Below are 21,654 nucleotides of genomic sequence, written 5' to 3' on the forward strand. Positions count from 1 at the left end.
TCGAAGCGGTGGCGGAGACCGGAGGGGACCCTCTCAGTGAGTGACGTGCGGCCGGTGCAGATGAGCAGCCCGGTACTGACGGTGCGGCAGGTGGACGCCTACCACGCCATCACGGTGGTCGCTCCGGGCATCGCGGAGCGGTTCCGCTCGGGGCAGTTCATCGCCGTGGCCGTCGGCGGCGAGCACTCCGCCATGCTCACCCGGCGGGTGTTCGCCATCCACGAGGTCAAGCCCGACTACGGCGGAACCGTGGAGTTCCTGTTCGCGGTGCGCGGCAGGGGCACCGCCTGGCTGGCCGAGCGGCGCTCCCGGGACCTGCTGGACGTCATCGGCCCGCTGGGGCGGCCGTTCCCGCTGCCGCGGGACCCGGTCAACTGCGTCCTGGTCGGCGGCGGCTCCGGCAGCGCCCCGCTGTTCCCGCTGGCGCACGCGCTGCGGCGGCGGGGCTGCCGGGTGGACTTCGTGCTGGGCGGGGCCACGGCGTCGCGGGTGTTCAGCGCGCTCACCGCGCGGCGGATCGCCGAGAGCGCGACCTTCACCACCGACGACGGCTCGCTCGGCACGAGGGGCCGGGTCACCGACGTCCTCGCCCGGGTGATCGACGAGGCCTGCTCGGACGTGGTGTACGCGTGCGGGCCGATGCCGATGCTGCGCGAGGTCACCGCGATGGCGATGCGCTACGGCATCCCGGTCCAGGTCTCGGTGGAGGAGACCATGGCCTGCGGCACGGGGATCTGCATGTCGTGCGTGGTCCCGGTGGTGGGGGAGGACGGCATCACCCGCATGGCGCGCGCCTGCGTGGACGGGCCGGTGTTCCGGGGGGAGCGGGTGCGGTTCGACGACGTCGGAACGGTCCCCTTCGACGCCCTGGGCGCCCCGGGATGGAAGGCGCGGGGAGGGGAGGACCGGGCCCGCGAGGCCGGATGAGCGGTGGTGGCGGCGGGCGCGGAGACGGTGACGGAGGGGGCGGCGATGATTCCCGACCTGCGGGTCAGGCTGGGCGAGTGGGAGCTGGCCAATCCGGTGATGACCGCGGCGGGGTGCGCCGGGTCCGGGCGAGAGCTGGCGAGGTTCTGCGACATCTCGCGGATCGGGGCGGTGGTGACCAAGTCGGTCACGGTGGAGCCGCGGGCGGGGCGGCCCGCGCCGCGTATCGCGGAGACGCCCAGCGGGGTGCTCAGCGCGGTCGGTCTCCAGGGGCCGGGGATCGACGTGTTCCTGCAACGGGACCTGCCGTGGCTGCTGTCCCGCGGGGCCCGCGCGGCGGTGTCGGTGGCGGGGGGCGGCGTGGACGAGTACGCCCTGCTGGCCCGGCGGCTGTCGGAGGCGCCCGGGGTGACCATGATCGAGGTGAACCTGTCCAGCCCCGATCCGGCGCGCGGGGGCCGGCACTTCGCCGCGGACGCCGCGGCGGCGGCCCGGGTGGTGGCGGCGGTGCGGGAGGCGGCGCGGGCCGACATCCCGGTGTTCGCCAAGCTTCCCGCGGACGTCGCCGACCTGGTGGGGTTGGCCGGGGAGTGCGTGGCGGCGGGCGCGGACGGACTGGCCATGATCAACACGGTGCGAGGGATGGTCGTCGACGTCGACACCCGGCGCCCGGCGGTGGCGGGCGGCATGGGCGGCCTGTCCGGGCCCGCGATCCGGCCGATCGCCGTGGCCTGCGTCTACCAGGTGCACGCGGCGCTGCCCGAGGTGCCCATCGTCGGGATGGGCGGGGTGCGCACCGGTGCGGACGTGATGGAGTTCCTGCTGGCCGGGGCCAGTGCCGTGGCTGTGGGCAGCGCCCTCTTCCACGACCCCTCGGCGTGCCTGCGGGTCCTGCGGGAGCTGGAGCGGGAGCTGGTGGACCGGGGGGTGGAGCGGGTCGACGCGCTGATCGGCGCGGCCCACCACACCGCGGGGGCGCCGGGCGCGGCCGCGGAGTGAGGCGGGCCGCGGCGCGGGGCGGCGGGCGGAGAACGCGCTGAGGCGCCCGGTGCCGGTTCGGGCCTGCGTGGTGACCGTTTTCCCGGTGAACGGGAAGATGGGGCGCTTGTGGCGGTTTGAGCGTGTTCTGTGCCCCTGTCTGGCCTGTCGGCTCCTGCGGGACGCGCAGACAGCGGGTTTCCCGCGGCGGGGCCGACCGGCCCGCACGGGGGGAGCCCACGGGGACGGCGGGGCGTCGCGGACAGCGGCGGACCGTCTCCGGTGCCCCGCCGGTACGGCGGGGCACGATCCGACCAACCATGACACGAAGGAGGGCCATCGTGGCCGCACCCATCGCCGTCGCGATCGACGCACCGGACATCGAGACCGCAGCCCGCTGGGCCGCTGCGGTCGCCCCCCATGTCAGCACGCTCAAGGTGGGGCTGGAGCTGTACCTGCGCTACGGCCCCGAGGTGGTGGAGACCGTCCGGGGCGCCCGCGGGGTGGAGCTGTTCCTCGACCTGAAACTGCACGACATCCCCGCCACGGTCGCGGGCGCGGCCCGCGCCGTGGCGCGGCTCGGGCCCGCTTTCCTGACCGTGCACGCCTCGGGCGGGGCCGACATGATCCGCGCGGCGGTGGAGGCGGCTCCCGACACGCGCATCGCCGCCGTCACGGTCCTGACGTCGCTGGACGAGGCGGCGCTGGACACCGTGGGCGTGCGCGGTCCGGCCTCCGACGCGGTGCGCCGCCTCGCGGTGCTCGCGGTCGGGGCGGGAGCGCGGGCCCTGGTGTGCTCCCCGCACGAGGTGGCCGCGCTGCGCTCCGAGGTCGGCCCGGAGGTCACGCTGATCACCCCCGGGGTGCGTCCGGCGGGGGCGGACCAGGGCGACCAGGCGCGGGTCGCGACGCCGGAGGCGGCGCTGGCGGCCGGCGCCGACCTGTTGGTCATCGGGCGCCCCATCACCCGTGCGCCCGACCCCGGGGCGGCCGCGGCGGCGCTCGGCGCCGCGCTCCGCAGGGCCGGGGCCTCCCCCTCCTGACCGGCCGGAACCTGTTACGGTCTTCCATTGGTTTCCGATTTCTTCGTCCGAAAACCGGAATGTCGGCGCAGGTGTGGTCAACCTCACGTCATCGCTGTCGGGGGGTTTCGGTGCTCTGTCCGGATTGTCAAGCAGGGTGAAAACCCGAAAATCGACGACTCTCCGGAGTTGAATGCTCACTCACCGTAGTTCCTTGAAGGAAATAGCGCGTGAAAAGCGCCTTTGCGTTGCCGAAGAGGGGCGGAACCTACTAACTTGCGCAGGCGTCCGCCCTCTGAAAACTAAGAGAAAACCGAGGTGACCCGGCGTGGCCCTTCCTCCCCTCACTCCTGAACAGCGCGCCGCGGCTCTTGAGAAGGCCGCGAAGGCCAGAAAAGAGCGCGCGGAGGTCAAGCACCGCCTCAAGCACGGCGGTATCTCGCTGACCGAGGTCCTCAAGCTCGGCCAGAGCGACGAGGTCATCGGCAAGATGAAGGTCTCCGCCCTGCTTGAGTCGCTTCCCGGTGTCGGCAAGGTCCGGGCCAAGCAGATCATGGAGCGGCTCAACATCGCCGAGTCGCGGCGTGTCCGCGGCCTGGGCGCCAACCAGCGCGCCGCGCTGGAGAGCGAGTTCGGCGGTCAGTAGTTCAGGTGTGCTCCGGCGCGCCCGAAACGCGCGCCGCCCCTTCGCGGACCGGCTCGTCGGCGCCCCGGGCGCCGACGAGCCGGTCCCCGTTGAGCTGGTATAAAAAGACCCACCGCGGCACCGAGCCGCGACCGCGAACCACCGTCCAGCCCGTCCGCAGCGGGAACCGGGAGCCGAGGAACCAGTGCCTGTCGAGTCCGGAGCCGGTATCGGCCAGCCGAAACGCCTCACGGTCCTGTCCGGACCCTCCGGGGTGGGCAAGAGCACCGTCGTCAAGGAACTGCGACGCCGCCACCCCGAGGTGTGGCTCTCGGTGTCGGTCACCACGCGGGCCCCGCGCCCCGGCGAGACCGACGGGGTGGAGTACCACTTCGTCGACGACGCCGAGTTCGACCGGCTCGTCGCCGAGAAGGAGCTGCTGGAGTGGGCCGAGTTCGCGGGCCACCGCTACGGCACCCCCCGCGAACCGGTGCTGGAGCGCCTGGAGGCCGGCCAGCCCGTGCTGCTGGAGATCGAACTGAACGGCGCCCGGCAGGTGCGCGCCAACATGCCCGAGGCGTTCCTGGTCTTCCTCGCCCCGCCGTCCTGGGAGGAACTGGTCCGCAGGCTCACCGGACGCGGCACCGAGTCCCCCGAGGTCGTGCAGCGCCGCCTGGACACCGCCCGCGTCGAGCTCGCCGCCGAGAAGGAGTTCGACGTCACACTGGTCAACACGTCGGTGCACGAGGTCTGCGACGAGCTGCTACGTTTGATGGTTGCGCCGTCCGCATAGCGACCAGGCGCACCCCGGGGCGTCCCGCCCGGACGAGCCGGACACCGGTCCGCGCCGACGGCGCCGCGCCCCGACGTCATTCCATCCGCATCCCACGGCGCCGCGCCCGACGCGGAGCCGACCGACCGTCTAGGGGTTAGGCACCTTGGCTGGTACACCGCCCGTTGCCGAAGGCATCACCAACCCGCCGATCGACGAACTCCTTGAGGTCGTCGACAGCAAGTACAGCCTCGTCACCATGGCCGCCAAGCGGGCCCGGCAGATCAACGCCTACTACGCCCAGCTGGGCGAGGGGCTGCTGGAGTACGTGGGCCCGCTCGTGGAGACCCAGGTCCAGGAGAAGTCCCTGTCCATCGCGCTGCGCGAGATCAGGGAAGGACTGCTGACCGCCGAGTCGCAGGAACAGGCGTAGCGGTCCCGAGCTGCCGGCTCCCCGCGGCCGCAGACCCCACCCCGCCCGAGCGCACCGGGCCCGCGGTGGATAAGGTCGCGGTCGGCGGGAAGCCGGAAAGCGAACAGCGAGGGAAGGGACGGTGCCGCCGATGACGGGTCAGCGCGCACCCCGGGTCGTTCTCGGCGTGGGCGGCGGGATCGCCGCCTACAAGATCTGTGAACTGTTGCGCCGTCTCACCGAGTCGGGCCACCACGTCCGGGTGGTCCCCACCCGCGACGCCCTGCGTTTCGTGGGCGAGCCCACCTGGGCCGCCCTGTCCGGCCAGCCCGTCGCCACCGACGTGTGGCAGTCGGTGCACGAGGTGCCGCACGTACGCCTCGGACAGCAGGCCGACCTGGTGTTCGTCGCCCCCGCCACCGCCGACCTGCTGGCCCGCGCCGCCCACGGCATGGCCGACGACCTGCTCACCAACACCCTGCTCACCGCGCGCTGCCCGGTCGTGTTCGCCCCCGCCATGCACACCGAGATGTGGGAGCACCCGGCCACCCGGCACAACGTCGCCACACTCCGCTCCCGGGGGGCGATCGTGCTGGAGCCCGCCTCCGGACGGCTCACCGGGGCCGACACCGGCAAGGGGCGGCTGCCCGAGCCCGCCGAACTGTTCGACGTGGCCCGCCGCGTGCTCGCCCGCGGCTCCCTCACCGCCGACCTGGCCGGACGGCACGTGGTGGTCTCCGCGGGCGGCACCCGCGAAGCCCTCGACCCGGTCCGCTTCCTGGGCAACCGGTCGACCGGGATGCAGGGCTACGCGCTGGCCGCCACCGCCGTGGCCCGCGGCGCCCGCGTCACCCTCGTCTCCGCGAACGTGGCGCTGCCCGCCCCCGCCGGGGCCGACGTGGTCCCGGTGACCTCGGCCCTGGAACTGCGCGAGGCGGTCCTGGCGGCCGCCGCCGATGCCGACGCGGTGGTCATGGCGGCGGCCGTCGCCGACTTCCGCCCCGACACGGTGGCCGCCGGGAAGATCAAGAAGACCGGCGCCCGGCCCGCCCCGATCAGCCTCGTGGAGAACCCCGACATCCTCGCCGAGCTCAGCCGCGACCGCGCCCGCGCGGGCCAGGTCGTCGTGGGCTTCGCCGCCGAGACCGACAACGTGCTGGAGCACGGCCGCGACAAGCTCCGCCGCAAGGGCTGCGACCTGCTCGTGGTCAACCAGGTCGGCGAGGACATGGCGTTCGGCACCCCGGACAACCAGGCGGTGGTGCTCGGCCCGGACGGACTGGCCGTGGAGATCCCGCGCGGCCCCAAGGAGGACCTCGCCGACCGGGTCTGGGACCTCGTGGCCGAACGCCTCGCCCCGACGGGCCGGGACACCGGAGCCGGACAGTAGCACCGTGCCCCGCGCGGGGCACGGCAGGAGACCGGGTCCCGCGCCACGGCCCCCGAACCTGACACAGCAGCCGGTCCGGCGTGTGTCGATCCCCACTACAGTGGACCAGGAAAACCACCCCCGCCGGTCGGGGACGGCCGGGACGCCCCCGTGACGCCCCGGTGCCGACCGGCACGGCAACTGTCAGCCAGCAGCCGCTGCAAGGAGTCTCACACCGTGTCCCGTCGACTTTTCACTTCCGAGTCGGTCACCGAAGGCCACCCCGACAAGATCGCCGACCAGATCAGCGACGCGATCCTCGACTCGATGCTCAAGGATGACCCCCGCAGCCGGGTCGCGGTGGAGACCCTCATCACGACCGGTCAGGTGCACGTCGCCGGCGAGGTGACCACGTCCACCTACGTCGACATCCCCACCATCATCCGCGAGAAGATCCTGGAGATCGGCTACGACTCCTCGGCCAAGGGCTTCGACGGCTCCTCCTGCGGCGTCTCGGTGTCCATCGGCGCGCAGTCGCCCGACATCGCCCAGGGCGTCGACACCGCCTACGAGGCCCGGGAGAACGAGACCTTCGACGACCTCGACCGCCAGGGCGCGGGCGACCAGGGGCTGATGTTCGGCTACGCCAACAGCGAGACCCCCGAGCTGATGCCGCTGCCGATCAAGCTCGCCCACGCGCTGGCCCAGCGGCTGTCGGCGGTGCGTCGCGACGGCACCATCCCCTACCTGCGGCCCGACGGCAAGACCCAGGTCACCGTGGAGTACGACGGGCAGACCCCGGTCCGGCTGGACACCGTCGTGGTCTCCAGCCAGCACGCCCCCGACATCGACCTGCGCGAGCTGCTCACGCCCGACATCAAGGAGCACGTGATCGCCCCGGTCGTGGCCGACTACGGCCTCGAAGCCGACAACTACCGGCTGCTGGTCAACCCCACCGGACGGTTCGAGATCGGCGGTCCGATGGGCGACGCCGGCCTGACCGGACGCAAGATCATCGTCGACACCTACGGCGGCTACGCCCGCCACGGCGGCGGCGCCTTCTCCGGCAAGGACCCGTCCAAGGTCGACCGCTCCGCCGCCTACGCCACCCGCTGGGTCGCCAAGAACGTCGTCGCCGCCGGGCTGGCCGAGCGCGTCGAGGTCCAGGTCGCCTACGCGATCGGCAAGGCCCAGCCGGTCGGCGTCTTCCTGGAGACCTTCGGCACCGAGCAGGTCGCCCCGGAGCGGATCGAGAAGGCCGTGCTGGAGGTCTTCGACCTGCGCCCCGCCGCGATCATCCGCGACCTGGACCTGCTGCGTCCCATCTACTCCAAGACCGCCGCCTACGGCCACTTCGGCCGCGAGGAGCCCGAGTTCACCTGGGAGCGCACCGACCGCGTCGAGGCGCTGAAGTCCGCGGTGGGCGCCTGACCCCGGTCCGCGGGCACGGCCGACACGGCGGGGCCCCGGCGCGCAGGCGCCGGGGCCCCGCCGTTCACCGGAGAAAGACATCCGCTGTTCTTGTGCGCCACGTTGGCGAACCTGGCGCACAATGGCGGCACGTCCGTTGAGCTTGTGGAGTTGACCGTCAGCCAGGCCCGCGACCACTTCTCCGACGCGGTGAACCGGGCGGCCTTCGGCGGAGAGATCACCTACGTCACCCGGGGGCGCGGACGAGAACGTGCCGCAGCCATCGTCCCGGCCGAACTCGTCGAAGCATACGAGGAACTTCTGGACCGGGAGGACGGGCGGACAGCCCAGGAACGCCTGGACGACATCCGCGAGGGTCGGGTCCGGTCGGTCTCAGCCGAGGACGTGGGCAGGGACCTGGGACTGTGAGCCCGAAGAGCTACCGGGTCGAGTACGATCCCCGGGCGGCCAAAGAAAGAACTGTCGAGACTGGACAGGGCGGTGGCACGCAGGGTCCATGCCGCGGTCCTCGCTCTGGCCCGGGAGCCGAGGCCGAGCGGATGCCGCCAGTTGAGCGGCTGTCCGGGAATATGGCGGATCCGAGTCGGCGAGTACCGGGTCGTCTACAGCGTGGACGACGGTGAACTCGTCGTGCTGGCGCTACGGGTTGCCCACCGCCGTGAGGTGGACCGGGCGTTCTGAGGTGCTGCCGACGCTTCCGGGGCACCCGTGACCGAAAAAGGACACCGCTCCGCTGCCCGGCCGACCGCGTCGAGGCGCTGAAGTCCGCGGTGGGCGCCTGACCCCGGTCCGCGGGCCCCGCCGTGGGCGCGTTCAGCGGCGGGAGGCACCGCCGGTGAACGCCAGCACGGACTTCTGTACCTGCTCCAGCGGCCCGTGCCGGAACCGGCGCAGCCACAGCGACGAGCCGACCAGCAGGAACAGGCTGACCCCGGCCCACAGGCCCAGCACCCACCACGGCCCCGAACCGCTCATGCGGGCGGCCAGGCCCAGCCCGAAGCCGTAGCACAGCAGCGAGCACAGCACGTTCTGGAGGACGTAGCCGCTCATCGCGGTGCGGCCCAGGGCGGACACGGCCGCGGTGAGCACCCCGAACCTCGGCAGGCGGTCCACCAGCAGCCCGACCAGGCCGATGTAGCCCACCGCCACCACGGGAGCGGCGACGTAGCGGTCGAGCAGGAACAGGTCCGCACCGCCCAGGGAGGTGGCGAGGTTCAGCGGCAGCCCCGCCCCCAGGCCCCAGCAGGCCATCCGCACGCGCATCCGGCGTCCCGCCGCGCCGGGGGAGAACGCTCCGGCGCGCATCAGCCGCACCCCGACGAGGAACAGCGCGACCAGCAGCGCGAAGGTGACGATCGGCTCGATCCGCAGTGCCAGGGCGTTGTCCACCCGGAACAGCACCTGCTCCGGGTAGCCCCCGGCGGTGTACAGCGCGGTGAGGCCGGCCGCCTCGCGCGGGTCCGGCGCCCCCTGCGGGACTGCGGCCAGCGCCCAGGTGAGCAGCGACATCCACAGCACGTGCAGCACGGCCGCCGACCACAGCACGGCGGAACGCGCCCGCCGGGAGCGGGTGAGCAGCCAGGCCACGACCAGGCCGGTCACCGCGTAGCCCATGAGCACGTCCCAGGCGAACACCAGGGTGAAGTGGAGGGCGCCCTCCACCAGCAGGAACAGGGCCCGTCCGAGGTAGGTCCCGGGCCAGCGCCGCCCCCGCCGCGTCGCGGCGCGGTGCTGGAGGGCCAGCCCCGCGCCGAACAGGATGGCCAGCAGGGCGAGGAACTTGCCGTTGGCCAGGAAGCGGAAGACGCTCTCCACCACGCCGCTGACGGAGGCCGAGGCGGAGACGGTGGTCAGGGCCTGCGCGTCGACGAGCGGCGCGGCCTCCCCCAGAGGTGAGGTGAACAGCCACACGTTGGTGGCGAGCGTGCCCAGGATCGCCGTCCCGCGCAGCACGTCCAGCAGGGGCAGACGCGCCGGGGCGGGGGAGAGGCCCGAGGGAGCGGCCGGGCGGCGTTCGGTCGTGTCCATGCGACTGCGGTTCCTCCCGTGGTCGGTCGACGCCACCGATGCTCCCGGAAACACGGGTGGGGGCGCGTCGGGCGGAGGAACGAGACCGCGTACTCCTTTCGGAGGACACGCCGGGGACCGCTCGGGCCGCGGTACGGACGGGAGGACGGGGAGACGGCGGCGGCCCGGAGCCGTGCGGCCCCGGGCCGCCGTGGCACAGGAGGAAGCGGTGCGGCGCTTCGGGAGGGCCCGGCAGGGCGCGACGGTGTGCGGGACGCGCGCCGCCGCGGGGCGGACTCAGGCCACGAGGTCGATCTCGCAGCGTGCTCCCCGTCCACGGGAGAGGCGGGCATCCGACGTCACCAACGTCGCCCCGAGGCTTTCCGCCAAGGAGATGTAGGCGGCGTCGTAGACGGAGTAGTTGTCCCGCAGTTCCCAGATGCGCCCCATGTAGGGCCAGTGCGGAACCCGTTCCAGAAGCAGCGCGCCGAACGTCTGCCGTGCGAGTTCGGCATCACCCAGGACGATCTTCTTGCCGAGGACGAGGTTGCGCAGAGTGTGCGTCACCTCAAGGCTGACGACGTCAGGAGCATACAGCCGCTGCCCAGCCATTCGCTCCTTCGCCTTCTTCCCCAACTCCTCTTTGTTGGTGAGTGCGTGGACCAGGACGGAGGCGTCGACGACGATCACTCGGGCCGCCCTTCCTGCCGTGCTTCCAGGATGTCGTCATTGGTGAGGGCGCTGGTGATACGGGCGCGGTGCTCGTCCAGGAGACGGTCGTTGAAGGACGGCGCGTCGGAGCGGCTCCGGGAGTCGGTCTCGACGAGGGAGCGCACATAGTCCTGAACACTCATGCGGGCGGCTTCGGCATTGCGGCGAACAGCCTCGACCGTCTCCCGGGGGAGCGACAGTGTCTCTGATGTGATCATGTCGTCCACGATTCCACCTCCGGCCCCGCCTTGTGGGCGTTCGAAACGTTCGACTTTTTTACGTACCCGCCCGAAAACGGCGGGCAAAACGGACAGCCGCTGGTCGCCGGCTGTCCGTTCGGGGGGAAAACGTGGGAAAACGTCAGATCCGGACCACGGTGCTGCGCACGATCTCGAAGACCGGGTGGAGCGCGGCCTCGCGTTCGAACTCCTCCAGGGAGGAGTCCGGACGGGCCCGGAAGTAGGGGCCGACCACGAGGATGCGCGGGTTGTCCAGGTACTCGCGCAGCACCGGGGCGGCGCGCTCGGGGCCGACCTCCACCACACTGACCAGTTCGATCCAGCCGCCCCGGCGCAGCGTCGCGTAGCCGTCCTTGCGGATGTTGCGCACCCAGCCGACCTCGCCGTAGGGGGCCACCAGGAAGCGGCCGTCGGTGTTCTCCACCAGGCTCACCGGAACGGTGCGCAGGAACCCGGTCCTGGCCCCCCTGGTCGTCAGCAGGTGCAGGTCCCGGGTGCCCAGACCGTAGGCGATCGCCCCGCCGAGAACGGCGTTGAGGACGCGCCGCGCCCGGGTCATCGTGAAACGCTTCGTCCCGTGCTCCATCGCACCCCTTCCTCTCACACCCCCATTGTGGGGGGTGGGCGGAGTCCTCGCGCCTGGGGCATACCCGGGCGGCCGCTCAGCGGAACGCGGAGATCCCGGTGACCGCCTGGCCGAGGCTGAGCGCGTGGATCTCCTCGGTGCCCTCGTAGGTGGCGACCGTCTCCAGGTTCAGCATGTGCCGCAGCACCGGGTAGTCCAGGGTGATGCCGTTGGCGCCGTGCAGGGACCGCGCCGCGGCGGCCACCCGCTGGGCCGCGGCCACGTTGGCGAGCTTGCCGAAGCTCACCTGGTGGTGGTGGCAGGCCCCGGCGTCCTTGAGCCGCCCCAGGTGCAGCGCGGTGAGCGCGGCCTGGTTGACGTCCACCACCATCTCGGCGAGTTTGCGCTGGGTGAGCTGGAACGCGGCGATGGGCCTGCCGAACTGCTCCCGGGAGGAGGCGTAGTCCAGCGCCGCCTCGTAGCAGGCGCGGGCCGCGCCCGCCGCGCCCCACACGATGCCGAAGCGGGCCTCGGTGAGGCAGGACAGCGGCGCGCCCAGCCCTTCGGCCAGCGGCAGCCGCGCCGACTCGGGCAGCCTCAGCCCGTCGAAGGAGAGCGCGGAGGTGACCGAGGCGCGCAGCGACAGTTTGCGCCGGATCACGGTGGCGGTGAAACCGGGGGTGTCGGTGGGGACCACGAAGCCCCGGACGCCCTCCTCGGTGCCGGCCCACACCACGGCCACGTCGGCGATGGAGCCGTTGGTGATCCACAGTTTCGCGCCGTCCAGCACCCAGTCGGAGCCGTCCCGGCGGGCGCGGGTGCGCATCGACCCCGGATCGCTGCCCGAGTCCGGTTCGGTCAGCCCGAAGCAGCCGATGGCCTCGCCGGCGGCCATCCGGGGCAGCCACTCGTTCTTCTGCTCCGGTGAGCCGTACCGGTGGATCGCGGTCATCGCGAGCGAGCCCTGCACCGAGACGAAACTGCGCAGTCCGGAGTCGACGGCCTCCAGTTCGCGGCAGGCCAGCCCGTAGGAGACCGCGTTGGCCCCGGCGCACCCGTAGCCCTCCAGGTGCATGCCGAGCAGGCCGAGCCGGCCGACCTGCCGGGCCAGGCCGCGCGGGTCGGGAAGGGTGCCGGCCTCGAACCACTCGGCGACGTGCGGCAGCAGTTCCCGGCGGCCGAAGTCGCGCACGGTGTCGCGGACGGCGGCCTCCTCGGCGCTGAGCGAGGCGTCCACGGCCAGGAAGTCCAGCGGATCAGGGGCGGGAGGCGTGGGGTGGGTGCTCATCGCAGCTCAACTCCTCGACGGGATCGGACGGGACAGAAACGGCGGACCGGCGGCGCGCCGCGGCGCGCGTCAGCGGACCGGGTGCTGGGCGGCGGCGCCGCGTTCCAGGAGGGCCTCGATCCGCTCGGCGGACAGGCCCAGCTCCCGCAGCACCTCGACGGAGTGCTGCCCCAGCAGCGGGGGAGGCAGCACCTCCGGGTCGGGCCCGGGGGCGGGGCCGGCGAACCGGAAGCCCGGTCGGACCAGTTCCAGGGCGCCCAGGACGGGGTGGTCGACGGTCATGGTCGCCTCGTCCCCGGAGGCGTCGGCGGTGCGGATCGCCTCCAGCACGCCGCGCACCTTGCCCACCGGGACCCCGGCCTCGGTCAGCAGCGCGCTCCACTCCTCGGCGCCGCGGGCGGACAGCGCCTCGGTGATCTCGGCGACCAGGACCGCGCGGTGGGCGACCCGGTCGGCGTTGCGGCAGAACCGCGGGTCCTCGGCGAGGTCGGGGCGGCCCAGCACCGCGCACAGCTTCCGGTACAGCGCGTCGTTGCCGGCGGCGATGATGAGGTCCCCGTCGGCGGTGGGGAAGGTCTGGTAGGGCACGATGGCGGCGTGCGCGTGCCCGACCCGCTCCGGTTCGACCCCGGTGACCAGCGCGGACTGGCCCAGTTGCACCAGGCCGGACAGCGCCGAGTTGAGCAGCGACACCCGCACGTGGCCGCCCTGCCCGGTGGCGGTGCGCCGGACCAGGGCGCCGCAGACCGCCGCGGCGACGTTGAGCCCGGTGAGCACGTCGGCCAGCGGGATGCCGATCTTGGTCGGGCCCCCGTCCGGTTCGCCGGTGGTGCTCATCAGTCCGCTCTCGCCCTGCACGACCACGTCGAAGCCGGGCCGGTCGGGCCGGGTGTGGCCGGGGCCGAACCCGCTGATGGAGCAGTAGACGACCCCGGGGTTGTCCGCGGCGACGTCGGCGTACCCCAGGCCCAGCCGCTCGGCCGTGCCCGGCCGGAAGTTCTGCACCACCACGTCGGCCCGCGCGCACAGCGCGCGCACCGCGGCCAGGCCGTCGGGGTCCTTGACGTCGACGGCCAGGCTCCGTTTGCCCCGGTTCAGTGCCAGGTAGTAGGCGGCCTGGTCGCCGGCCCACGGCGGCCCCCAGGCCCGGGTGTCGTCCCCGCGGTCGGGGTGCTCCACCTTGACCACGTCCGCGCCCATGTCCGCGAGCAGCATCGTGGCGTAGGGGCCGGCCAGCACCCGGGACAGGTCGGCGACGAGGACGCCCGACAGCGGGGCGGCGGGGGCGTCGGCGGAGGCGGGGGTCACGGCCGCTCCCCCTCCGGCCGCGGGGCGTCGCGCAGCTGCAGGCCGGCCTCCAGGCAGCGGCGCAGCGCGGTGTTCAGGGCCGCGCCGGACTGCCCGGCGTAGCGGGTCTGCACCCGGCGCACCATCTCGGCCAGGTCGTCGTAGATCGACAGGCCCTCGACCAGAGCCCGGAAGAACTCCCTGGCCAGCTCGGTGATCAGGGTGGTGTCGGCGGCCACGACCCGGCCGGTGGAGCGCTCCACGGCCAGGACCACGCCGAGCCGCTCGTACTGGTGGCGCCCTGCCACGGTGTCGGGCAGCCGGGCGTAGCCCGAGATGAGGACGACGTCGGGGTTGTCCAGCAGGCGGCGTGCTTCCTCAAGCACGGAACAGGCCCTCTCTTCGACGGATGGCACACGAAACTCTCGCGCTGGAGTCTCGCGCCTGGGCAGGACGTCGGCGGGAAGTGGTGCGGGGCTTCTCGGTGGCGTCCTCGGCGAGAGGGCAGGCGCTCCCAAGTATGCCAACGGGGATCGGAGCACTGTCAAGAGACCCCGCTTTCGGGGGATCCGGCCCCCCGGGTCCGGAGAAAAGGGGAGACGGGCAGGCAAGGGAGCGGTGGGAAGAAAGTGAGAATGACCCGATGGGGGAATTTCTGCGGAGACGCTAACATCAGAGGTCAGTGACCGAGGTCACGGTGGACGAGTGCGGGGTCGAGCCACCCGCTTCGTCGGCCGCGTCCTCACCGGCCGACGGTTGGGGGAACGCAATCGTGATCGAACAGCGGCAGGCGCTGCCCGTCGACGACGAGCCCCGCTCCCCGGAGGTGCCCGCGCCGCGGGTGATCCGCATGGACGACCACCGCCCGGGCGCGCGTGCGGCCGCGTGCGCCGAGGAGAGCGCCCGGACCGCCCGCCTCGTCGAGGCCGAGGCCCGCTTCCTCGCGCGCTGTCTCGGCTACCTCGTGGCCGACCTGAGGATACGGCAGTACATCGACTTCGGGTCCCGGGTGCCGCACTCCGCAGGAGTCCACGGCATCGTCACCGAACGCCTTCCCGACGCCCGCGTCGTGCGGATCGACACCGGAACAGCGGTGCCGCTGCACCCGCGGGCGTCGGCGTCCCAGCCCGCCGCGCTGTGGCTCGAACGGCCCCGCCCCGAGGACCTGGCCGCCCAACTCAGCCTGCGCGGCCTCGTCGACCTGGGGGAGCCCGCGGCGGTGCTGGTCGACGCCGACCAGCTGCCGGCGGACCTCGCCGTCCGCGACGTCGTCCACGTGCTGCACGACGTGCTCGCCCCCGGCAGCCACCTGGTGCTCCGCCAACGCCCCGCCAACCCGGCCGACCCCTACGCCCGCGCGCTGGCCGCCGCGCTGTTCGAGCCGTTCTGCCTGCTGGAGCCGGGAGTGGCCGACCTCGCCTGGTGGCCCTACCCGGACGAGGAGGTCGCGGCCGACGGGGTGGGCGTCCTGGCGGGGCTGGCCCGGCGCCGCTGACCGCGCGCCGGTGCGCGGTCAGCTCAGCGGACGGCGGCCGACGGTGCGCGGCCGCGCCACGCCTCGCGGTAGACGTCCACCAGCCAGGCGTCGGCCCAGGCGCGGTCGGCCGCCTCCGGCAGGTCGGCCCGTTCGACCAGGTCGACCAGGCGCCGCTCGTGCTCCTCGGCCGCCTCCAGCGCCTCCTGGCGGCTGTGCCGCCCCTGACGCAGGCCGCGCAGCCAGGTCCGCCACGGCTGCGGCATCGGCAGGGTGATGCGCCCGGTCTCCAGCAGTTCCACCCCCTGCACGCCCAACCGGACCATGTGGGCGGCGAACTTGACGTCGAAACCGTACGTCTCGACGAGTTCGGGGCGGTTGGTGTGCCGGCCGCCGCGCCGCCCCAGCATCCGGTCCCGCTGGGCACGCAGGTAGCCCAGGAACCGGCGGCCGGCCGTGCGGGAGACGAAGCGGTGGGCGTTGGCCCGCAGTTCCCGTCCCGGCCCGTCGATGCGGACGATCTCGGAGTCGGGCACGAACAGCGGCAGCAGGACCGTGGGGTTGCCGTCCAGCGCGAGCCGGGTCCACTTCCGCAGGGAGTAGACGGTGAGGTCCAGGTCGCCGGGGCCGGACCGGACCCCCTCGGGCTGGGTGCGGAAGATGTACTGCTCGAAGGGGCGCAGCCCGATGACGTACTCGGGCGGTTCGACGCAGACGCCCATCTCGTCGCGGTCGTCCTGGCCGGGCACGGCGATGCCGTGCACCCCGGAGCCGACCTGGCAGCGCAGGACGGTGTGGCGTTCGGCCACCGCGGCGAACTCGGGAGCGGAGTGCTTCACGGAACCTCCCAGGGGGTGGGGAGCGCTCCGACCCTAACCGGGCGCGGCACGGGCGGCCACCGGTTTTCCCCGCCGGTCAGAGCACGTCCAGCGGGTCCATGCGCACCTGGACCGACTTGTCCTCCCGGCGGGCGCTGCGGGCCGCGCCCGCCGCCTTGAGCGCCGCGGACAGCTCCCGGGCGGCGTCCCGCCGCACGCGCAGCAGGGCGCGTTCGGTGTCGTCGCCGCCGACGGGGACCGGGCCCAGCAGCTCCGCCGAGGGCGGCAGGGCGACCTGGTCGAGGAACTCCCGGACCCGCGCGGCCTCCCCGGTGACGGAGGCCATCGTCACGGCGGGCGGGAAGCCGAGCTCCCGCCGCTCGGCCAGCTCCCGTTCGGCGAAGGCGGCCGGGTTCCACCGGATGAGCGCCTGGACCGCGGGGAGCGCCGCGTCGGCCAGCACCACGACCTGCCCGCCCTCCTCGGCCGGCCGCACCAGCGCGGCCGCGTTGCACCAGCGGCGCAGCGCCTCCTCGGCGGCCCGCAGGTCGGCCCGCCCCAGCAGCGCCCAGCCGTCCAGCAGCACCGCCGCCGCGTACCCTCCGGCCACGGCCGGCTCGGCTCCGGGGGTGGCCACCACCAGCGCCGGGGCGGCGGGGACCTCGGCGAGCACCTCCTCGCGCCCCGAGGTGCGCACCGGCAGCGCGGGGAAGGCCCGGCCCAGCTCCTCGGCGGTGCGGCGGGCGCCGACCACGGTCGCGCGCAGCCGGGGGAACTCGCAGGAGGGGCAGCGCCAGTCCCCGGCGATGTGCCCGCACCAGCGGCAGTACGGCATGGCGTGCGCGCTGCGCAGCGCCAGCGGCCCCCGGCAGGCCGCGCAGCGCGCGGGCGTGCGGCAGCGTGCGCAGGCCAGCGCGTCCAGGTAGCCGCGGCGGGGGACCTGGAACAGCACCGGGCCGCTGCGTGCGGCCTCCCGGGCCACCCGCAGCGCCAGGCTCGGCAGCCGGGCCGAGCGCGCCGCCTCGTCCCGGGCGAGTTCGGCGTCGTCGCCCGCCGCACGGACCAGGGGGGCGCGGCGCCGCACCAGGCCCCGGTCGGCGACGATCGGGTGCGCCCACCCGGACTCGACCAGCAGGGCGCCCTCCACGGTCCGGGTGTGGGAGCCGAGCAGCGCCGCGGCCCGGCCGCGGTGGGCGCGCAGCGACAGCACGGTGCGGGCGTGCGGGTAGGGCGCGTGCGGGTCGCTGTGCACGTCGTCGCCGTCGTCCCAGAGCACCACCAGGCCCAGGTCGCGCACCGGCGCGAACATCGCGGCGCGGGTGCCCACCACGGCCCGGACGTGGCCGCGCAGCACCGACAGCCAGCGCCGGTAGCGCTCGGCGGGGCCGAGCTCGGCGGTCAGCGCCACGTGGTGGCCCGCGCCGAGCCGTTCGGTCAGGGCGGCGTCCAGGCGGGCCACGTCCCGGCCGTCGGGCGCCACGACGAGCACGCCGCGGCCCGCGGCCAGGACGGTGTGCGCGGCCACCGCGATCGCGTCGCGCCACTGCGGCCCCGGCAGCGCGGTCCACACCGCGCGCGGCGCCCGGTCGGCGTCCAGCGCGGCCAGGAACGCCCGTCCGGCGGGGTAGTCGGACCAGGGGCCGGCGTCGGTGGGAGGAGCGGGGGGCTCGGGCGGCGCGGCGGGGGAGGCCGGGGCCTCCTTCTCCACCCGGGCGTGCCGCGGCGGCACGGCCAGCCGCAGCACGTCGCTGAGCGTGCCCGCGTAGTGGTCGGCCACGGCGCGGGCCAGGGCGGCGATCTCGGGGGTGAGCACCGGTTCGGGGGAGACCACCTGGTGCAGGTAGGCCAGGCGGCCGGGGAACTCGGACTCCTCGACCCGCTCCAGCAGGAAGCCGTCCAGGGTCTGGCCGTTGAAGCGGACCCGGACCCGGCAGCCGGGCACGGCGGACTCGTCCAGGGACTCGGGCACCCGGTAGTCGAAGGGGCGGTCCAGGTGCGGCAGCGGGGTGTCCACGGCGACCCGTGCCACGGACAGCGCGGCGGCGGGCCTGCGCGGGCGCGGGCGCTTCCTGGTGCGGGGGACCTCGAAGAGGGCCGCCTCCCCGGGATCTGTCTGGTCGGACATGGCTTTTCTGTCTATCAGAGCCGTCGGCGCGGGTGGACCGGGCGGCGGCGCCGGCGGTCCGCGCGGACGCCGCGCGGTTGGCGGGCGGTCTTCCGGGGGAGGTACCGCTTCTGGTCACCACCCCCCGAAATGAGGAGCACCGTGAGCGATCTGCTGCTGCGCGACGGCGCGATGACGGCGGCCGTGCTGGGTTTCTTCGCCTCTGCCTGGTTCGGCTGGGCGCAGGAGCGTCCCCCCGCCCGCTGGCGGCTCCCGCTGGCGGCCGGCGCGGTGGGCGGGATGCTCCTCGCGCTCGCGGCGGGCACGGTCGCGGGCCTGCACTGGACCTCCGGATCGGTCCTCGACGACCCGGAGGGCTACCGGACCTACCTCGTCGTCGTGGGCGTCGAGTTCGGGGTCGCGGCCGTCGGCGCGGTCGTCCTGCTGCTCCTGGGCCGGTCCGACTGGACCGCGCCGTGGGTCTGCCTGGTGGTCGGGGTGCACTTCGTCCCGCTGGCCCCGGTGCTGGACAACCCCGCGCTGTACGCCCTCGCGGTGCTGCTGACGGCGTGGGCGGTCGCCGCGCCGCTGCTCGCCGCGCGGCGGAGGCTGCCGACCAGCCTGGTGACCGGGGCGGGCGCGGGCGCGGCCCTGCTGTGCTTCGCCCTGTGGGCGGCGGTCGGCCTGCTGGTCTGAGCGGCGCCGGCCGCGGGCGCTCCGGGGCGGCGGAGCGGGAAAAGGGGACGGCCCGGGCCCCAGGCCCGGGCCGTCGGTGCACCACCGGGAGGGGTCAGGCAGCGGTGCAGGTGAGGGACGGCACGCTGTTGGCGCCGCTCTTGGAGGCGACGAAGCCGAACTCGGTGGAGGCGCCGGCGCCCAGCGATCCGTTGTAGCCGACGTCACGCGCGGTCACGGTGGAGCCGCTGGAGGACACCGTGGCGTTCCAGGAGTTGGAGATGCTCTGGCCGTTGGCGAAGGTCCAGGTCACGGTCCAGCCGTTGATGGCCTGGTTCGCGGTGACCGTCACGGTCGCCTGGAAGCCGTCGTTCCACTCGTTGGAGATCGAGTAAGTCGCCGTGCAGGCCCCGCCCGGGCCGGGGGTCGGGTCGGGGGTCGGGTCGGGGTCGGGGGTCGGGTCGGGGTCGGGGGTCGGGTCGGGGTCCGGGTTGGGGCCGGGCGTGTAGCCCGCCGCGATGGCCATCTCGTAGGCGGCCTGGGGGACGAACTGGCCGGCGTTGGCGATGCAGCCGTCGGCCTCACCCGGCAGCTTCACCCACAGGAAGGCGTCGATCATGGGGTCGCCGGTGTTGGTCGTGCTGGGGGTGCCGACGGCGCGCCCGCTCGGGTCGCACCACTCGCTGCCGTCGGGGCCGTTGCCGTTGCGGCTGGTGTCGACCACGGCGCGCAGCGAGGAGTTGCCGGTGGCCGCGATCACCGCCTTGGCGTAGGCGACCTCGTCGGCGGTCCAGCGGTAGTTGGAGGTGTTGGTGGCGATGCCGTGCGCGCTGTTGGAGATGTCGGCCTGGTTGAGCCAGGAGGCCATCTGCGCGGGCGAGTGCCAGGCGGAGTGGCCGGCGTCGAAGTAGACCCGCGCCTGGGAGGAACCGGCCTTGAGCGCCTTGCCCGCGTACGCCAGCGTCTGCAGCACCTCCTGCTGCGTCGACTCCATGCAGCTGGACATCAGCGAGATCAGGTCGGGCTCGACGATGATGTAGGCGGGGCGGTTCTTCAGGCCGGCGGCGAACTCGTCGACCCAGGCCCGGTAGGCGCTGTGGCTGGGCGCCCCGCCGCTGCTGTGGTTGCCGCAGTCGCGGCCGGGGGCGTTGTAGACCACCAGGATCGGGATCTTGCCGGCGGAGGCGGCCGCGCTGACCAGCGAGTCCACCTGGCCGGTGATCTGGCCGGGGTTGTGGTGGGCGAACCAGGTCGCCTGCGGCACGGTGGCGATGCGGTCGCGGATCGCGGGCGTGCGCGGGTCGTTGGGGTTGTTGCGCACCCACTCGGCGGACGCCATGTTGGGATTGACGTAGAACGGGGAGTCGTTCGCCGCGGCCTGGGCCGGGAAGGCCAGCGCCGCCGCGCTGAGCACGGCCGCCGCGGCGGCGCCGAGCAGCGCGCGAAGGGACTTGGGGGACATGTCGGGGCTCCTAACGGGCACGAGGGCTCCGGAGGGACACGAGGGGACCGCACCGATTGGGAGCGCTCCCAGATCGTTTTCCGTCTCGGACGATAACCATTGGTGAGCGTTGTGTAAAGACCGGATGTCGTCCCCGCCGGAGTTTTGTCCTCCCAGGAAATTCCAAGATTTCCAGGAAAAGTCATAAAAGTGACAAAGCGCCGGGTACGCACTGTGGCCAGGGGTTTCAGACGTCTGATGATACGGGTGGATCGTTTTCCGGAAACGGGGCCGCAGGTGGAAGCGGAGAAAAACACTCCGCCGTGGAGAAAACCGGGAAGTGGTCGGAGGTAGGAGAACTCCGCGCACCCCCGCGGAAAACCACTCGGCGTGACCGCGGAGCCCGGCACCCCGGGACGGGACGCGCCCCGCCGTCCCCAGCGTGTCGGACCGCGGCCGCCGCTCCCGCGGAGGTCAATACTCTTGGACCACGGCGGGACCGCGGCAACGGCGGGACCGCGCCGCGGCGGCGGAGCAGGCCGCGGCCGACATCGCGGACAAGTGGGGGTCCTCCATGAGACTGGTCTTCGCGGGCACGCCCGAGGTGGCCGTGCCGTCCCTGGACGCGCTGCTCGCCTCCGGGCACGAGGTGGCCGCGGTCGTCACCCGGCCCGACGCGACCGCGGGGCGGGGCCGGCGGGTCTCGGCCAGCCCGGTGGCGCGCCGGGCCGCCGAGGCCGGGATCGAGGTCCTCAAACCCGCCCGGGCCGACGACCCCGACTTCCTCGACCGGCTGCGGGCCATCGCCCCCGACTGCTGCCCGGTCGTGGCCTACGGCGCGCTGCTGCGCCAAGAAGCGCTCGACATCCCCCGGCACGGCTGGGTCAACCTGCACTTCTCGCTGCTTCCCGCCTGGCGCGGGGCCGCCCCCGTGCAGCACGCCGTCCTGCACGGCGACGACATCACCGGGGCCACCACCTTCCGCATCGAACCGGAACTGGACTCCGGACCGGTCTACGGCACGGTCACCGAACCCATCGGCCCCCATGACACCAGCGGGGAGCTGCTGGAACGCCTGGCGCACTCGGGCGCCGAACTGCTCGTGCGCACCCTGGACGGCATCGCCAGGGGCGAACTCGCCCCCCGTCCGCAGAGTACCGAGGGCGTCACCTACGCCCCCAAGCTCACCCCCGAGGACGCGCGCGTCGACTTCACCGCCCCCGCCCTGCACGTCGACCGGCTCGTCCGCGCCTGCACCCCCGCGCCCGGCGCGTGGACCCTCTTCCGCGGCGCCCGCCTCAAACTCGGCCCGGTCCGGGTGTGCGCCGACACCCCCGCCCTGCCCCCCGGACAGCTCGCGGTCACCCGCAGGGAGGTCCTGGTCGGCACCGCCACCCACCCGGTGCGGCTCGGCGACGTGCAACCGCAGGGCAAGAAGCCCATGCCCGCCGCGGACTGGGCGCGCGGCGTCCGCCCCGGCGACGGCGAGCGCCTCGGGGAGCAGTGAGG

At 73.7% G+C, this 21,654-nt stretch carries 23 protein-coding genes; 13 read left to right on the plus strand and 10 right to left on the minus strand.

Translation table 11 applies throughout. The annotated features are described in order from the left end of the window. Positions 1-36: 36 nt before the first annotated feature. The 10 genes from FOF52_RS02050 (at position 37) to FOF52_RS02095 (ending at position 8,217) form a co-directional block, all read left to right on the plus strand. Positions 37-927: a dihydroorotate dehydrogenase electron transfer subunit gene (locus FOF52_RS02050; RefSeq protein WP_248592130.1), complete on the plus strand. Its 891-nt coding sequence runs from the start codon at positions 37-39 to the stop codon at positions 925-927. 45 nt (positions 928-972) lie between these two features. Further along, positions 973-1,926 (plus strand): dihydroorotate dehydrogenase, encoded by a 954-nt coding sequence (locus FOF52_RS02055; protein WP_248593728.1) that lies wholly within the window; start codon positions 973-975, stop codon positions 1,924-1,926. 320 nt (positions 1,927-2,246) lie between these two features. After that, on the plus strand, positions 2,247-2,948 hold the full coding sequence (pyrF, locus tag FOF52_RS02060; protein WP_248592131.1) for an orotidine-5'-phosphate decarboxylase: 702 nt from the start codon (positions 2,247-2,249) through the stop codon (positions 2,946-2,948). Positions 2,949-3,255: 307 nt separating this feature from the next. Next, the gene (gene mihF, locus FOF52_RS02065) at positions 3,256-3,573 is read left to right on the plus strand and encodes an integration host factor, actinobacterial type (RefSeq protein ID WP_068756992.1); all 318 of its coding nucleotides are present in this window, start codon (positions 3,256-3,258) and stop codon (positions 3,571-3,573) included. Positions 3,574-3,757: 184 nt separating this feature from the next. Then, on the plus strand, positions 3,758-4,345 hold the full coding sequence (gene gmk / locus FOF52_RS02070) for a guanylate kinase (RefSeq protein ID WP_248592132.1): 588 nt from the start codon (positions 3,758-3,760) through the stop codon (positions 4,343-4,345). Positions 4,346-4,490: 145 nt separating this feature from the next. Then, positions 4,491-4,757, plus strand: coding sequence for a DNA-directed RNA polymerase subunit omega (gene rpoZ, locus FOF52_RS02075; RefSeq protein ID WP_248592133.1), 267 nt, complete (start codon positions 4,491-4,493; stop codon positions 4,755-4,757). A 130-nt stretch (positions 4,758-4,887) separates the two neighbouring features. Beyond that, a complete protein-coding gene (gene coaBC, locus FOF52_RS02080) occupies positions 4,888-6,126 on the plus strand; it encodes a bifunctional phosphopantothenoylcysteine decarboxylase/phosphopantothenate--cysteine ligase CoaBC (RefSeq protein WP_248592134.1) in 1,239 nt (412 codons plus the stop codon). A 216-nt stretch (positions 6,127-6,342) separates the two neighbouring features. Continuing rightward, entirely contained in the window at positions 6,343-7,536 is a 1,194-nt protein-coding gene (metK, locus tag FOF52_RS02085) for a methionine adenosyltransferase (protein WP_248592135.1), read from the plus strand. A 144-nt stretch (positions 7,537-7,680) separates the two neighbouring features. Beyond that, on the plus strand, positions 7,681-7,944 hold the full coding sequence (locus FOF52_RS02090; RefSeq protein WP_248592136.1) for a type II toxin-antitoxin system Phd/YefM family antitoxin: 264 nt from the start codon (positions 7,681-7,683) through the stop codon (positions 7,942-7,944). A gap of 51 nt (positions 7,945-7,995) precedes the next feature. After that, positions 7,996-8,217: a type II toxin-antitoxin system RelE family toxin gene (locus FOF52_RS02095; RefSeq protein ID WP_341849820.1), complete on the plus strand. Its 222-nt coding sequence runs from the start codon at positions 7,996-7,998 to the stop codon at positions 8,215-8,217. A gap of 132 nt (positions 8,218-8,349) precedes the next feature. Here the strand turns inward: FOF52_RS02095 and FOF52_RS02100 are convergent, their stop codons facing one another. From FOF52_RS02100 to FOF52_RS02130, 7 genes are all read right to left on the minus strand, one after another. Continuing rightward, positions 8,350-9,564 (minus strand): DUF418 domain-containing protein, encoded by a 1,215-nt coding sequence (locus FOF52_RS02100; protein ID WP_248592138.1) that lies wholly within the window; start codon positions 9,562-9,564, stop codon positions 8,350-8,352. 276 nt (positions 9,565-9,840) lie between these two features. Continuing rightward, on the minus strand, positions 9,841-10,233 hold the full coding sequence (locus tag FOF52_RS02105) for a type II toxin-antitoxin system VapC family toxin (RefSeq protein WP_248592139.1): 393 nt from the start codon (positions 10,231-10,233) through the stop codon (positions 9,841-9,843). Next, entirely contained in the window at positions 10,230-10,481 is a 252-nt protein-coding gene (locus FOF52_RS02110) for a hypothetical protein (RefSeq protein WP_248592140.1), read from the minus strand. Before FOF52_RS02110 ends, FOF52_RS02105 begins: the two co-directional genes overlap by 4 nt. Positions 10,482-10,614: 133 nt before the next feature. Beyond that, on the minus strand, positions 10,615-11,079 hold the full coding sequence (locus FOF52_RS02115) for a nitroreductase/quinone reductase family protein (protein WP_248592141.1): 465 nt from the start codon (positions 11,077-11,079) through the stop codon (positions 10,615-10,617). A gap of 76 nt (positions 11,080-11,155) precedes the next feature. Next, positions 11,156-12,346: an acyl-CoA dehydrogenase family protein gene (locus FOF52_RS02120; RefSeq protein WP_248592142.1), complete on the minus strand. Its 1,191-nt coding sequence runs from the start codon at positions 12,344-12,346 to the stop codon at positions 11,156-11,158. A gap of 69 nt (positions 12,347-12,415) precedes the next feature. Beyond that, positions 12,416-13,654 carry a CaiB/BaiF CoA transferase family protein gene (locus FOF52_RS02125; protein WP_248592143.1) on the minus strand — a complete coding sequence of 413 codons (1,239 nt, stop codon included), beginning with the start codon at positions 13,652-13,654 and terminating at the stop codon, positions 12,416-12,418. Further along, on the minus strand, positions 13,651-14,019 hold the full coding sequence (locus FOF52_RS02130; RefSeq protein ID WP_248592144.1) for a DUF3870 domain-containing protein: 369 nt from the start codon (positions 14,017-14,019) through the stop codon (positions 13,651-13,653). Before FOF52_RS02130 ends, FOF52_RS02125 begins: the two co-directional genes overlap by 4 nt. Positions 14,020-14,405: 386 nt before the next feature. Here FOF52_RS02130 and FOF52_RS02135 point away from each other — a divergent pair, with 386 nt between their 5' ends. After that, positions 14,406-15,128 (plus strand): SAM-dependent methyltransferase, encoded by a 723-nt coding sequence (locus tag FOF52_RS02135; protein WP_248592145.1) that lies wholly within the window; start codon positions 14,406-14,408, stop codon positions 15,126-15,128. 23 nt (positions 15,129-15,151) lie between these two features. Here the strand turns inward: FOF52_RS02135 and FOF52_RS02140 are convergent, their stop codons facing one another. Both FOF52_RS02140 and FOF52_RS02145 read right to left on the minus strand, forming a co-directional pair. Continuing rightward, positions 15,152-15,946, minus strand: a complete 795-nt coding sequence (locus tag FOF52_RS02140; protein ID WP_248592146.1) for a nucleotidyltransferase domain-containing protein — start codon at positions 15,944-15,946, stop codon at positions 15,152-15,154. A 76-nt stretch (positions 15,947-16,022) separates the two neighbouring features. After that, entirely contained in the window at positions 16,023-18,050 is a 2,028-nt protein-coding gene (locus FOF52_RS02145; RefSeq protein ID WP_248592147.1) for a primosomal protein N', read from the minus strand. Positions 18,051-18,191: 141 nt separating this feature from the next. On the opposite strand from FOF52_RS02145, the gene FOF52_RS02150 reads away from it, so the two are divergent. Beyond that, positions 18,192-18,725: a hypothetical protein gene (locus FOF52_RS02150; RefSeq protein ID WP_248592148.1), complete on the plus strand. Its 534-nt coding sequence runs from the start codon at positions 18,192-18,194 to the stop codon at positions 18,723-18,725. A gap of 94 nt (positions 18,726-18,819) precedes the next feature. Here FOF52_RS02150 and FOF52_RS02155 read toward each other — a convergent pair whose 3' ends face one another. Continuing rightward, positions 18,820-20,166, minus strand: a complete 1,347-nt coding sequence (locus FOF52_RS02155) for a glycoside hydrolase family 6 protein (protein ID WP_248592149.1) — start codon at positions 20,164-20,166, stop codon at positions 18,820-18,822. A 553-nt stretch (positions 20,167-20,719) separates the two neighbouring features. On the opposite strand from FOF52_RS02155, the gene fmt reads away from it, so the two are divergent. After that, a complete protein-coding gene (fmt, locus tag FOF52_RS02160; RefSeq protein ID WP_248592150.1) occupies positions 20,720-21,652 on the plus strand; it encodes a methionyl-tRNA formyltransferase in 933 nt (310 codons plus the stop codon). Positions 21,653-21,654 lie beyond the last annotated feature (2 nt).

It is taken from the genome of Thermobifida alba (assembly GCF_023208015.1).
GTDB classification, from domain to species: domain Bacteria; phylum Actinomycetota; class Actinomycetes; order Streptosporangiales; family Streptosporangiaceae; genus Thermobifida; species Thermobifida alba.